13 protein-coding genes are annotated in these 13,386 nt (G+C 67.7%); 12 read left to right on the top strand and 1 reads right to left on the bottom strand.

The window, feature by feature from the left end:
* The first annotated feature begins 12 nt into the window (after window positions 1–12).
* The 11 genes from ACFQ9K_RS09090 (at window position 13) to crcB (ACFQ9K_RS09040) (ending at window position 9,753) form a co-directional block, all read left to right on the top strand.
* Window positions 13–912 carry an SMP-30/gluconolactonase/LRE family protein gene (locus tag ACFQ9K_RS09090; protein WP_378717582.1) on the top strand — a complete coding sequence of 300 codons (900 nt, stop codon included), beginning with the start codon at window positions 13–15 and terminating at the stop codon, window positions 910–912.
* Window positions 902–1,513, top strand: a complete 612-nt coding sequence (locus tag ACFQ9K_RS09085) for a bifunctional 4-hydroxy-2-oxoglutarate aldolase/2-dehydro-3-deoxy-phosphogluconate aldolase (protein WP_378717583.1) — start codon at window positions 902–904, stop codon at window positions 1,511–1,513. Before ACFQ9K_RS09090 ends, ACFQ9K_RS09085 begins: the two co-directional genes overlap by 11 nt.
* A 72-nt stretch (window positions 1,514–1,585) precedes the next feature.
* A complete protein-coding gene (locus ACFQ9K_RS09080) occupies window positions 1,586–2,530 on the top strand; it encodes a sugar kinase (RefSeq protein WP_378717585.1) in 945 nt (314 codons plus the stop codon).
* Between the two features lie 17 nt (window positions 2,531–2,547).
* Window positions 2,548–3,303 (top strand): SDR family NAD(P)-dependent oxidoreductase, encoded by a 756-nt coding sequence (locus ACFQ9K_RS09075; RefSeq protein ID WP_378717587.1) that lies wholly within the window; start codon window positions 2,548–2,550, stop codon window positions 3,301–3,303.
* Entirely contained in the window at window positions 3,300–4,445 is a 1,146-nt protein-coding gene (dgoD, locus tag ACFQ9K_RS09070) for a galactonate dehydratase (protein WP_378717588.1), read from the top strand. The genes ACFQ9K_RS09075 and dgoD overlap by 4 nt, the downstream gene beginning before the upstream one ends.
* 48 nt (window positions 4,446–4,493) lie before the next feature.
* A complete protein-coding gene (locus ACFQ9K_RS09065; protein ID WP_378717590.1) occupies window positions 4,494–4,763 on the top strand; it encodes a hypothetical protein in 270 nt (89 codons plus the stop codon).
* Window positions 4,764–5,088: 325 nt separating this feature from the next.
* Entirely contained in the window at window positions 5,089–6,552 is a 1,464-nt protein-coding gene (locus ACFQ9K_RS09060; protein WP_378717592.1) for an MDR family MFS transporter, read from the top strand.
* A 196-nt stretch (window positions 6,553–6,748) separates the two neighbouring features.
* Window positions 6,749–8,290 (top strand): M28 family metallopeptidase, encoded by a 1,542-nt coding sequence (locus tag ACFQ9K_RS09055; RefSeq protein WP_378717593.1) that lies wholly within the window; start codon window positions 6,749–6,751, stop codon window positions 8,288–8,290.
* A gap of 72 nt (window positions 8,291–8,362) precedes the next feature.
* The gene (locus ACFQ9K_RS09050) at window positions 8,363–8,716 is read left to right on the top strand and encodes a hypothetical protein (RefSeq protein ID WP_378717594.1); all 354 of its coding nucleotides are present in this window, start codon (window positions 8,363–8,365) and stop codon (window positions 8,714–8,716) included.
* A 186-nt stretch (window positions 8,717–8,902) separates the two neighbouring features.
* Window positions 8,903–9,394, top strand: coding sequence for a fluoride efflux transporter CrcB (crcB, locus tag ACFQ9K_RS09045; RefSeq protein ID WP_378717596.1), 492 nt, complete (start codon window positions 8,903–8,905; stop codon window positions 9,392–9,394).
* Window positions 9,391–9,753, top strand: a complete 363-nt coding sequence (gene crcB / locus ACFQ9K_RS09040) for a fluoride efflux transporter CrcB (RefSeq protein ID WP_378717597.1) — start codon at window positions 9,391–9,393, stop codon at window positions 9,751–9,753. The genes crcB (ACFQ9K_RS09045) and crcB (ACFQ9K_RS09040) overlap by 4 nt, the downstream gene beginning before the upstream one ends.
* Before the next feature lie 36 nt (window positions 9,754–9,789).
* Here the strand turns inward: crcB (ACFQ9K_RS09040) and ACFQ9K_RS09035 are convergent, their stop codons facing one another.
* On the bottom strand, window positions 9,790–10,929 hold the full coding sequence (locus ACFQ9K_RS09035) for a Fic family protein (protein ID WP_378717599.1): 1,140 nt from the start codon (window positions 10,927–10,929) through the stop codon (window positions 9,790–9,792).
* Between the two features lie 329 nt (window positions 10,930–11,258).
* Here ACFQ9K_RS09035 and ACFQ9K_RS09030 point away from each other — a divergent pair, with 329 nt between their 5' ends.
* Window positions 11,259–13,385, top strand: a complete 2,127-nt coding sequence (locus ACFQ9K_RS09030; protein ID WP_378717650.1) for an SGNH hydrolase domain-containing protein — start codon at window positions 11,259–11,261, stop codon at window positions 13,383–13,385.
* Window position 13,386 lies beyond the last annotated feature (1 nt).

The raw sequence follows: 13,386 nt of genomic DNA, 5'->3' as shown, positions 1-13,386 counted from the left end.
CAGGAGCGAATCATGATCACCTTGCGTGCGCATCCGTGCGCTCCGCCACCCGGGGTGCTGTGTGAAAGCCCGGTGTGGGACAGCAGAACCCAGGAGCTGGTGTGGGTCGACATCCGCGGCGGGCACATCCATCGCGCGACCCTGGACGGACCCGACCTCACCCTTCGATCGACGATCAGCTTGGCGCCGCCGGTCAGCGCGGTGGTGCCGTGCGCCTCCGGCGGCCTGGTCGCGACGGTGGGCGATACCGTCTATCGGATCGCCGACGACGGTACCGCCACGCCGATCGCCGCGATACCGATGCCGGCGGACGGGATTCGGCGCCGTCTGAACGACGCGAAGGCCGACCCGCACGGACGTCTGCTCGCGGGCACCATGTCCGAGGACGGCGTCACGGGAAGCGCCGCCCTCTACCGGCTCGACGCAGACGGTGCGCTGACCACCCTCCGCGCGGGAGTCACCATCTCCAACGGACTCGACTGGAGCCCGGACGGCACCGTCCTCTACTACGCGGACAGCCCGACGAAACGAGTCGACGCCTTCGACTACGACATCGCCACCGGCACTTTCAGCGGCGGCCGGACCTTCGCGCGCTTCTTCGGCGGCGACCCCGACGGCCTGACCGTCGACGGCGAGGGCTGGGTGTGGGTCGCGGTCTGGGGCGCGGGACAGGTGCACGGATTCGACCCCACCGGACATCGGCGCGTGATCATCGAGGTCGGCCCGTCGCAGGTGTCGAGCTGCGTGTTCGCCGGGCCGGACCTGAGCGTCCTGGTGATCACCACCGCCGCGGAGGGCCGGGGCGCCGCGGAACCCGATGCCGGTCGACTGTTCACCTGCGTCCCCGGTGCCGTCGGCCTGCCCGGAACCGCCTACGCCGATACGGGATTGGTGCCCAGCGATGTCCGATGATCTCTTGCGGTGGAGCACCCCGGTCATCGCGATCCTGCGTGCCCCGGACGCGTCCCGATTCGCCGAAGTCACCGCCGTGCTGCACGAATCCGGCATCACGGCGGTCGAATTCACGCTCACGACCGTCGGCGCCTTGGACGCACTGCGAGACTGCGCGGGGCTCGCGCATCCGATCGGCGTCGGCACCGTCCGCACCGCCGACGACGCGAACCGCGCGGTCGAGGCCGGCGCCGCCTACCTGATCACCCCGATCGTCAGCGACGACGTCATCGAACAGGGATTCCGGCTGGGCGTCCCGGTGATCTCAGGCGCGTTCACCCCTACCGAGATTCACCACGCCTGGTCGGCGGGCAGCACCATGATCAAGGTCTTCCCGGCCTCGGTCGGCGGGCCCGACTACCTCCGCGCCCTCCGCGCGCCCCTGCCCGATATTCCCCTGGTGCCCACCGGGGGCGTCGCCCTGCAGGACGCCAAGGCCTACATGGACGCGGGCGCCACCGCCCTCGGCATCGGTTCCCCGCTCATCGGCGACGCCTGCACCGGCGGCGACCTCGACGCCCTCCGCGAACGCGTGGCATTACTGCGCGAGGAGTTGTCATGAACGAGCGGCGGGCGGCCGGCGGCGAGGTGCGGTCGTGACCGGCAGCGCGCCGGTCGTGCGGGACGGATTGTCATGAGGGGCAAGCTGGTAACGCTCGGCGAGGCCATCGGAGTGGTGGCGGCAATCGACCCGGGGCCGTTGGCTTCGGGTGCGGCGATGCGGATGGATTTCGCGGGCGCCGAAGCGACGGTTGCCATCGGCGTCAGCAGGCTGGGACACGACAGCGCGTGGGTAGGCAGCGTCGGAGACGATGCGATCGGCACGATGGTGCTGGATCGGCTGCGGGCCGAGCGAGTCGATGTGTCCCGCTGCCGGATTGATCCGGAGCTGCCGAGCGGCCTGATGCTGCGCGAACGGCGGACCGCTGACCGGATCCGGGTCACCTACTACCGGCGCGGGCTCGCGGGCGCCAAACTGTCGGTGGCCGAGGTCGACCAGGAACAGATCGCCGCGGCGGGCGTCCTGCATCTCACCGGAATCACCCCGGCGCTCGGTCAGACCGCGCGCGCCGCGGTGCACGCCGCATTGGACGCGGCGATCGATGCCGGTGTCCTCGTGTCACTGGACATCAACTATCGCAGCGCGCTCTGGTCCCGCGCCGAGGCCGCCGCCGAGCTGGCGAAACTGGTGTCGCGATCCGACATCGTCTTCGCCGGAACCGACGAGGCGGCGCTGCTGGTGCCCACCGCGAGCCCGGCGGCCATGGCCGAATCCCTGGCCGCGCTCGGGCCGTCGCAGGTCGTCTTGAAACTCGGCGCCGAGGGTGCGCTCGCAGTGCACCGCGGCCGGCAGATCCGGCAACCGGTGATCCCGGTGACCATGGTCGATCCGGTGGGCGCGGGCGACGCGTTCGTCGCCGGCTACCTCGCCGGCGTGCTCGACGGCGGTCCGGTCCGGCACAGCCTGCGATTGGCCGCGACCTGCGGCGCGTTCGCGGTCTCGGTACCCGGCGACTGGGCCGGCCTGCCGTCGCGCCGCGACCTCGACCTGCTCACCGGCACAGACATCCAACGATGACCACGAAGGGAAGAGCATTGAGTCGCCTGTCGGACCGCGTCGCGGTCGTCACCGGTGCGGCATCGGGCATCGGGGCCGCCACGGCCCGGCGCCTCGCCGAAGAGGGAGCCTCGGTCGTCGTCGCCGATATCGCCGAAGCCGGGGGAGCGGAGGTCGCGGCGAAGATCCGCGCGGCCGGGCATCACGCCGAATTCGTCCGCTGCGACGTCTCCCGCGAGGAGTCGTGGGCCGAGCTGCGGGATCGGGTCAACGAGCTGTTCGGTCCGCTGGACACGTTGTGCAGCAACGCCTCCAAGCAGGCCACCATCCCCGCGCACGAGCTGACCCGCCCGCAGTGGGACGAGGGCCTGGCGGTCAATTTGACGCCGCTGTTTCTCGGTGTGCGCACCTTCATCGATGATCTGCGCTCCCGCACCGGCAATGTGGTCGCGATCTCCAGCGTGCACGCCCAGTTCGGCCTGCCCGGATATCCGGTGTACGCCGCGGCCAAGGGCGGATTGACCGCGCTGGTGCGGCAACTCGCCGTGGAGTACGGCTCGTCCCGGGTGCGGTTCAACGCCATTCTGCCCGGCCCGGTGCTCACCCCGGTCTGGGACGACGTCGACGAGGAGGGCAGGCGAATGTCGGCCCGCGCCACCGCCCTCGACCGGTTGGGCAAACCCGAGGAGGTCGCCGCGGCGGTCGCCTTCCTCGCCTCCGACGACGCCTCGTTCATCACCGGTGCCAACCTCGTCGTCGACGGTGGCTGGAGCGTACGAAAGGAGTCCCGGTGAAGATCACCGCACTGACCACCTACCTGGTCGCGCCGCGCTGGTGTTTCCTGCGCATCGACACCGACGAGGGCATCACCGGCTGGGGTGAACCGGTCATCGAGGGCCGCGCGCACACCGTCGCCGCCGCCGTGGACGAACTGGCCGACTACCTCGTCGGCAAGGATCCGATGAGCATCGAGGCGCATTGGCAGGCGCTCACCAAGGGCGGCTTCTATCGCGGCGGTCCGATCCTGTCCAGCGCGGTCGCCGGCATCGACCAGGCCCTGTGGGACATCACCGGCAAGGCCCTCGGCGTCCCCGTCTGGCAGTTGCTCGGCGGCGCGGTCCGCGACCGGATCCGGGTGTACAGCTGGATCGGCGGCGACCGCCCCGACGATGTCGCCCAAGCCGCGCTCGAACGAAAACAGCAGGGCTTCACCGCGATCAAGATGAACGGCTCGGCCGAACTCGATTTGATCGACACACCGCGTGCCACCACGGGCATCGTCGAGCGGGTAGCCGCGGTCCGCGCGGCCACCGGCGACGAGTTCGACATCGCCGTCGATTTCCACGGCCGGCTCTCCGTGGCGATGGCGCGGCGAGTGCTGCCGCTGCTGGAGCCGTACCTGCCGTTCTTCGTCGAGGAGCCGCTGGTGCCCGAGGTCAGCGACCGGATCGGCGAGATCGCCCGCGGGACGAGCATTCCCATCGCGACCGGCGAACGGCTGTTCTCCCGGTGGGACTTCCGCACGGTGATCGACCAGGGCATCGCGGTCGTCCAGCCGGACCTCTCGCACGCGGGCGGCATCTCCGAGGTCCGCCGGATCGCCGCCCTTGCCGAGAGTCGCGACGTGGCGATCGCGCCGCACTGCCCGCTCGGTCCGATCGCGCTGGCCGCCAGCCTGCAGGTCGGTTTCGCCACCCCCAACCTGCTCATCCAGGAACAAAGCCTGGGCATCCACTACAACACCGGATCCGACCTACTCGACTACCTGGTCGACCCCGCCGTCTTCGCCTACCGCGACGGCTATGTCGACCTCCTGAACGCGCCGGGTCTCGGCATCGAGATCGACGAGAAGGCGGTGGCCCGAGCCGCCGAACTGGGCCATCGCTGGCGAAATCCGATCTGGTACCGCAAGGACGGTTCCTTCGCCGAATGGTGAATCACCCCGCCGGTGCGGTTGCCGGCCCGTAACAACGGAGAAACTGCCGTGGTCGCATACATTCTGATTTCTGCCCTCCGATTGGCCGCACCCCCGGCCGAGCGGATGTACGAACCCGACGAGCACCTCGCCGAGCGCACCGAGATCGACGACCCACCGCCGCCCACCATCGCGCCCCTACCGCGGGCGGAACATTCACTCGACGAGAACCCGGCCGGACCAGCAGCCGGCCCGCGCCACAAACAACGGTTGCGGATCGTGCCGGACCCTGCGCCGCAGCTGGACCGGCGCGGCCATCGGGAGCGGAAACGCGCCTGACGGCACCCCCGAGCAAGCGACCAGGCAACGCGTTCGCGCACAGCTCCGCCCTGGTCGCTCGTCTAGTTCGCTGCGCCCGGCAGAGTGATCCGGCTCACTATTCGATCTTGAAGCCGCTGGAAAAATCCCGTTGAACAGCGCGTATCTCGAAGCGTACGGTCATATCTCCGGGAAAACCCGGTGATTTGTGTCGGTCCCAACCGGTTAACTGTTGAGCGCCCGATGAGTTCGAGCACCCGAGTCCGTCTCATTCATTGTGGCGCCGGGACCTCGACCCTCCAGGGGCCACACGCTCAACTGTCAACCATCTGCCCGGAGGTATCCGATGTCCGCCCATATATCCGCTCCCGCCAAGGGAGGACGGACACCGCTCGTAATCCGGGTATTGGTGCTCGCGACGTTCGTGGTGATCCTGAACGAGACCATCATGATCAACGCGATCCCCCGGCTCATGGCGGATCTCGACGTCACCGAGCGAGCGGCGCAGTGGGTCTCCACCGCGTTCATGCTCACCATGGCCGCCATCATTCCCACCACCGGCTGGTTCCTGCAACGGGTTTCGACCAGGCAGGCCTACGCGTCGGCGATGGGAATCTTCCTGGCCGGCACCGCGCTCGCGGCCATCGCACCGACCTTCGAGGTGCTGCTGCTCGGCCGGATCGTGCAGGCCGGCGGCACCGCGGTGATGATGCCGCTGCTGATGACCACGCTGATGACCGTTGTCCCCGAACAGGATCGCGGCCGGGTGATGGGCAACGTCACCCTCGCCATCTCGGTGGCGCCCGCGATGGGGCCGGTGATCTCCGGGCTGGTGCTGCAGGTCGGTTCGTGGCGTTGGCTTTTCGTGCTCGTGCTGCCGATCACCGCGGTGGTCGCCTGGCTCGGTTTGCGTCAGCTGGAGAATGTCGGTGAGCCGCAGGTCGGCGCGATCGACTGGGCCAGTGTGGTGCTCGCCGCGCTCGGCTTCGGCGGACTGGTGTTCGGGCTCAGCCGATTCGAGGTCGACAACCTGACCGGCCCCGCGCTGATCGTCGCCGCGGGTGTCGCGCTGATCGCCGGTTTCGTGTTCCGTCAGCTGAGCCTGCAGCGCAGCGGCACCCCGCTGCTGGACCTGCGTGTTCTGCTGGCCGGCACCTACACCAAGGCGCTGGTGCTGATGTCGGTCGCGTTCATGGCGATGCTCGGCTCGATGATCCTGCTGCCGCTGTACCTGCAGAACCTGCGTGGTCTGAGCCCGCTGGCGACCGGCCTGCTGGTGATGCCGGGCGGTCTGGCGATGGGTCTGCTCGGACCGACCATCGGAAAGCTGTTCGACCGGTTCGGCGGACGGTTGCTGGTGATCCCCGGGTCGATCGGCATTGCCGCGTCGCTGGCCGGTTTCACGCTGATCTCGCTGAGCATGCCGTACTGGCAGCTGCTCGGCCTGCACATGCTGCTGATGGTGTCGCTGGCCGCGACCTTCACCCCGGTGTTCACCCTCGGGCTCGGTGCGTTGCCGCAGCACCTGTACTCGCACGGCAGCTCGATGCTCGGCACCCTGCAGCAGGTTGCCGCGGCCTTCGGTACCGCGCTGGTGGTGACCGTGATGTCGGCGCGCAGCACGGCGCTGGTCAAGGACGGCGTCGACGCGGTGACCGCGCACCTGGACGGCATGCGCCTGGCGTTCCTGGTGTCCGCCGTCCTGGCGCTGGTCGTGATCGCCGCCGCCGTGCTGCTGCCGAACCGAGCTGCCGCACATGAAGATTCCGACGAGACCGAATCCGCGACGCCCGAATTGATCAAGGGCTGAGCGTAATTCGACCCGACGAAACCCCCGGCTGCCTGCGCAGGCCGGGGGTTTCGTCGTTCCGGAATCACCGGCCCCGACCGCCGGATAGCGTACCCACACAACCGTTTTCCCCACTTGGACTGGGGTTTCACTAAGCGGACATACCGGCTTAACCTCCGACCATCGGGATTTGTCCGTCCCTTTGGAGGAGCCCCACATGCCCCACATCTTCCGCCGTGCCAAGGCTTGTCGCGTTGTCGCCGTCACCGCCGCTCTGCCTCTCGCTCTCTCGCTCACGCTGGCCGGGATCTCGCATGCCGATCCTGGCGCGCCCCCCGAGCGACAACTGGCCGAATCGGTCCAGGCGCCCAACATCAAACGACACCTGCAGGAGTTCCAGAAGATCGCCGACGCCAATGGCGGCACCCGTGCCTCCGGCACCCCGGGTTTCGACAAGTCCAGTGACTACGTGGCCGGCAAGCTCCGCGGCGCGGGCTACCAGGTAACCGTGCAGAAGTTCGACTTCCCGTTCTTCCGGGAGAAGTCGACCGCGGCCATGTCGCAGGTCTCACCCGACGCGAAGGTCTACAAGCCGACCGCGCCGGGCAGCAGCGATCTCGGCGACTTCACCACCCTGACCTATTCGGGTTCCGGCGACGTGACGGGCAAGGTTCAGGCCGTCGATCTGACCCTGCCGCCCGCGCCGGTGCCGAGCTCGACCTCCGGCTGCGAGGCCGAGGACTTCGCCGGCTTCACCGCGGGCAATATCGCCCTGATCCAGCGCGGCACCTGCCCCTTCGCCGACAAGGCGCGCAATGCCCAGACGGCAGGCGCGTCGGCCGTGATCATCTTCAACGAGGGCCAGCCCGGCCGTACCGACGCCTTCGCCGGAACCCTCGGCGGGCCCGGTTTCACGGTGCCGGTGGTCGGTGCGAGCTTCGCCGTGGGCGAGGACCTCGCGTCCCCGGCGAACACGGTGGTCAAGGTCAAGACCGATACCGAGAGCACGACCCGCACCACCAATAACATCGTCGCGGAGACCAAACGCGGCAACGCGGACAAGGTCGTGATGGCCGGAGCGCACCTCGACTCCGTGCTCGCCGGTCCGGGTATCAACGACAACGGATCCGGCAGCGCGGGCTTGCTCGAGGTCGCGTTGCAGCTGGCCAAGGTGCCGCCGAAGAACAAGGTCCGCTTCGCCTGGTGGGGAGCCGAAGAGCTCGGCCTGCTCGGTTCGGAACACTACGTGGCGAACCTGCCCGAGGCGGATCGCGGCAAGATCGCGCTGTATGCCAACTACGACATGATCGCGTCGCCGAACTACGCGTACATGATCTATGACGGCAGCGGGGGACCGGCCGGTTCCGCCGAGATCGAGAAGAACCTGGCCAAGTACTTCGACTTCCTCCGCCTCCCGCACATCCCCACCGCGCTCGACGGTCGCTCCGACTACGGGCCGTTCATGGCGGTCGGCATTCCGGTCGGCGGCCTGTTCACCGGTGCGGAGGGGGTCAAGACGCCCGAGCAGCAGAAGATGTTCGGTGGTGAAGCGGGCAAGCCGTATGACTCCTGCTACCACAGTGCCTGCGACACGACCAAGAACATCAACGAGAAGGCGCTCGCCGTGAACACCGGCGCCATCGCCTACTCGGTCGCGACGTTCGCGTTCAGCGACAACCCGCCCGCGCGCACGACGGCGGCGAAAACCAGTCCCGCACAGGTAAAGACCGTGACCCATCACGGTGGACTCGCCTTGTAAGTCTGGAAACAAGGCAGAACGCAACCCGGTGGCCATCCCCACCGGGTTTCGTTCTGTCCTAGGCTTGTTCCCATGACCGCAGAGCGCCCTGGTGACGATGTCGCGACGGTCGTGCGCGACCAGATCGCGGACCTGGTCGGCGGACGGGCCGGTGCGGCAATGGTTTTCGGTGAACCGGTCACCGCCGGCGGTGTCACCGTCGTGCCGGTGGCGCGCGCGGGTATCGGATTCGGCGGCATCGAGGGCAGCATCGGCGGTGGCACCGATATCCGTCCGGTGGGGTACCTCGAGATCAGTCACGGCGCGGTGCGGTATCGGCCGATTCGGGATATCTGGGGACGTGTGGTCGTACCGCTGGCGGCGGTGGCCGCCGGTGCCGCCGCACCCTGGGTACTCCGCTCGGTAAGCAAGCTGCGCCGCCAGTAGCCGCGCTCCGGAACCTGTCGGCCATACCCCCGCACGCACCCCGCGTTGACACGACATACAATGGTTGCTGCGGCGGTGGGGCTCGCCGCTCCGGGCATCGGATCCGGAACAACCGCGGGCATCGCCGGCCAACAGTCCCTACCCCATCACTCCGCTTTCGGGCGGCCCATGGAGTAGGAGACAGCCGTGCCCATCGACCCGCATGCACCCGTTCTCGTCGATCCCGATATCGACCTGCACAGCCCTGACCAGCGCTGCGAACTCGCGAGCACGCACGGCGTTGTCTTGGCCGTCATCGCCGTCGGCGGCGCGCTCGGGGCGTTGGCGCGCTACGGGCTCACCCTCGCCTGGCCCGCGCCGGCGGGTGGCTTCCCGTGGGCGGTGTTCATGATCAACGTAGCGGGGAGTTTCCTGCTCGGCGTCCTGATGGTCGTGATCACCGAAATCCGTCCCGCGCATCCGCTGGTACGTCCGTTCCTCGGCGTGGGCGTGCTCGGCGGCTTCACCACCTTCTCCACCTACGCCAACGACATCAGGGCGCTACTCGATCCGGCCACGGTCTTGGTCGCCGCCGTCTACCTGTTCGGCACCCTGATCGCGGCCCTGGTCGCCACCACCCTGGCCCAGATACTCGTTCGCGCGCTGGTGCGTCCCACCCCGGTCGAGGCGGCGCGATGAACGCCTTGCTCGTGATCACCGGCGCCGTCCTCGGCGCACCGCTGCGCTATCTGCTCGACCGCACCGTCCAATCCCGCCACGACGGCCATTTCCCTTGGGGCACACTGGCAGTCAACATCACCGGCTGCCTGATCCTCGGCGCCATCACCGGCGCGGGCCTCTCCGCCCCCTGGATGCTGCTGGCAGGCACCGGCTTCTGCGGCGCCTTCACCACCTACAGCACCTTCAGCTACGAAACCGTCCGCCTGGCCCAACACCACGCCTACCGCCAGGCCACCCTGAACGCAGTACTCAGCATCACCGCAGGCCTGGCCGCCGCCGCGCTCGGCTATTCCCTCGCCCACACCCTCCATGGATAGGGGAAGTCGCCGCAACCATTCCGCTCGTGCGATTCGTCATGCGGTGGCGTACGGATCTGTCAATGTCGTTGGTGTGTGCGCGATTTCCAATGCAGCCTCGGGGAACATCGGGCCGGCGACGTAGAACCGTGCGCGGGTGCGTCCGACCGGCGCCAGGATCTGCCTCCGCACGAGTTCGCGTAGATCACGTTGTGCCTGTTGCAGATTCAGACCCTCGTTCTGCTCGTAGCGGGTGCGGCGCACCCGGCCCGACATCGCGACGTCGTGCAACGCGGTGACCAGTCGTTCGTCCAAACCGTTGCCGGAGGCGAAATCGATGAGCGACTCCCATACCCGTCCGGAACGGACGAACCTCGCGTGGACAGTCTGTGCCTGCTGGTGATAGGCGATCAGATTGAACCGGATCCATTCCGAGACATCCTGATTCGGCCGGTACTCACTGCCGCGACGCCCCAGTACCTGGTAGTACTCCCACGTGTTACCCGGACGACCCAGCCATGCCTCGATCGAAGAGAACTCCGGCGCGAGTACGCCTTCGCGCGCGATCATCAACGTTTGCAGCGAGCGTGACATTCGGCCGTTGCCGTCGGCCCAGGGATGAATCGATACCAGATGTAGGTGAGCCATCGCAGCGCGAACCAGTGGGTGTGACCCTTTCTCGATATCGAGCCAGTCCACCAACTCGTTCATCAATCCCGGCACCGCCGCTGCCTCTGGCGCGGTGTATGCGGCAATGCTCGGATCGCGCACGTCGGTAACGTATACCGGACCTCGCCGCCACTGGCCGGCTGGTCGGCGTGCAGTGTGCCGGTGTCCCTGCAGCATCCAATGCAGTGCGTTGAGAAGTCCTTTGCTGTAAGTAAAGTCCTCGACGTCATCCAATGTCTGGATGTAGGTCATCATTTGCTCATAGGCAAGCGTTTCTGCTCGATTCTCCTCCGAGACGTCGACGTCACGCTCGCCGGCCATCAGGTCCTCCACATCGACAGTGGCGACCTTGAAACCTTCGATGGAGTTGGACGCCGCCACCGCATCTGCGGTCAGGAACTTCCGCAACCCTCCGGTCCACCCGCTCGGCGCGCCCTGTAGCTGGTGACGCAACAAATCGCGCATGCGATCCACTTCGGACAGCACACGTTCGTCGGCGTCGCTCAATGCGGGAGTCGGAAACAGCATACGGCCACGATATAGTGACGTAATCATTACGTCAAGCACCTGCTGGCGCGGGTTTTTGGGCTTGCTGATCGGCGGCACTGTGCCGCCGCGGCGGGTTGACGCGTACACGTCCGATGCTCCGGCCGATTTGTCGCCTGTCCGTGGTGGAAATTCTTTGCGTGAATATGAGTGCGTAGATGATCGGCGGCAGTACGCCCGGCATGCTCGGCGAGCTTTATAAGCGTGACTTACATATTTGTTCAGTGATTCTTGATCGGGAAAGTTCGGGGGGACATTTTTGGGGTGAGTTGGTAAGAATGCGTCCCATGGTAGGGACTGTGGCCGGGGGAATGGTGGGTCGGCGGGTTGAGCCGGGTGGGGTGGGGGTCGGGTTTCGGGGGGATGTGCAGGGGTTGCGGGCGATTGCGGTGGTGGCGGTGGTGGTTTTTCATGCGGGGGTGTGGGGGGTTGGGGGTGGATTCGTGGGGGTTGATGTTTTCTTTGTGATTTCGGGGTTTTTGATTACCGGGATGTTGTGGCGGGAAGTGGCGGTTACCGGGACCGTGGGGTTGGCTCGGTTCTATGGTGGGCGGGCTCGGCGGTTGTTGCCCGCGTCGGGGATTGTGCTGGTCGCCACGGCGGTGGGGGCGGCGATGTGGTTGCCGCCGCTGCAGGCTCGGGCGGTGCTCTGGGATGGGATCGCCAGTGCGTTGTATGCGGGGAACTATCGGCTCGCGTGGAATGGGACGGATTATCTGGCCGCGGCTGCGCCGCCGTCGCCGTTTCAGCATTACTGGTCGTTGGGCGTGGAGGAGCAGTTCTATCTGCTGTGGCCCGCGTTGATCATCGGGGTCGCGTGGTTGGTGCGGCGTCGGCGTCGGGTGGATCCTTCGCCGGTGCCGTATCTGATCGTTCTCACGCTCGTCGCCGCGGCGTCGTTCACGATCTCGTACACCTGGACTCGCACGCTGCCGCCGTGGGCGTTCTTCGCCTTACCGGCGCGGGCCTGGGAGCTGGCGCTCGGAGGCATGGTCGCCCTTTCGGTTCCGGTGTGGCGGCGGTTGCCGGAATCGGTGGCAACCGTAGCGGGGTGGGCGGGGTTGGCGTCGATCCTGTTCGCCTGTACCCGATTGGACGGGCACACACCGTATCCCGGCACGGCGGCGCTGCTGCCGGTCCTCGGTTCGGCGCTGATCATCGCCGCGGGGTGCGCCACCACCCGGTGGGGGGTGGGGCGGGCGCTGTCGGTCGAGCCGTTGCAGTCGCTGGGGCGGCTGTCGTACTCCTGGTATCTCTGGCATTGGCCGGTGCTGTTGCTCGCGCCACGGGTGCTCGGTCATGATCTCGATACCGTCGGCGCGGTAGGCGCCGTCGTCACGGCGGGTGGCCTGGCGATGCTCACGCTGTGGTTCGTCGAGAATCCGGTCCGGTTCGCGGCACCGCTACGGCGTTCGGCCGCACTGAGTCTCGCGAGCGGGGGCGCCGTCACCGCGGTGGCGGTGGGTGCGGGGGTGGCGCTGCTCGTGTTCGTGCCCGCCCCGGTCGGCCACGGAGCGGCCGCCGAGGCGCTCACGGTGATGTCGGCGCCGGAGCCGGCGGCAGCGGCGGTCGACCCGCACGGTGCGGTGGTCCGACAGTTGACCGCGCAGGTGCAGGCCGCGGTCACTGCTTCGGCCGAACGGCGCTCCGTCCCTTCGAATCTCTCGCCGGCGCTCGCCGACGCACCCGGCGACAAGGCGACGGTTTTCGGAAACGGTTGCGTACGTTCGTGGCTCGACATCGGCCAGCCCGAATGCGCCTCGGGCGATCCGGATTCGACCAGCAGGGTGGCCCTGGTCGGCGATTCGCACGCCGCGATGTGGAGTCCCGCGTTCGAACGAGTTGCCGAACAACGGCATTGGCGACTGGAAACGATGAGCAAGGTCACCTGCCCGCTGATGGAGCTGCCCATCACCAGCCCCTACCTGGGCCGCGAGTACACCGAATGCGTGCAGTGGCGCCACCAGATCCTGTCCCGGTTGCAAGCCGAGCACCCGCGACTGATCGTGCTGAGCATGTCCCGCCGGTACGGCGGCGACTTCGGTTTCACGACCTACGACCAGGCATGGATCGACAGTCTGTCCCGTTTGACCGCCCAGCTACGCGCAACCGGCGCGAAGGTCCTTGTCCTCGGCCCGATCCCGGATCCGCACACGACGGCGCCGACCTGCCTGTCCGACCATTTGGACGACGCGCTGGCCTGCACACCGTCCCGCTCGATCGCTGTCGACGACGCGGGCATCACCGCCGAACGCGCCGCCGCGACCTCCGCCGGCGCGCACTACGCCGACCTCACCGACCTGTTCTGCACAACCACCCGGTGCCCGCTCATCGCCCGCGACAACCTCATCTACCGTGACGACAACCACCTCACGGTCAGCTACGCCACCACCCTCACCCCGATCGTCGCCGCACTGGCCGACCGCGCCCTCGGCTGAC

Origin of the sequence: Nocardia sp. NPDC056564 (genome assembly GCF_042793755.1) — a bacterium.
Taxonomy (GTDB): Bacteria; Actinomycetota; Actinomycetes; order Mycobacteriales; family Mycobacteriaceae; genus Nocardia.
The sequence above is the reverse complement of the archived record's forward strand: the minus strand, read 5'-3'. Positions and strand labels throughout refer to the sequence as shown.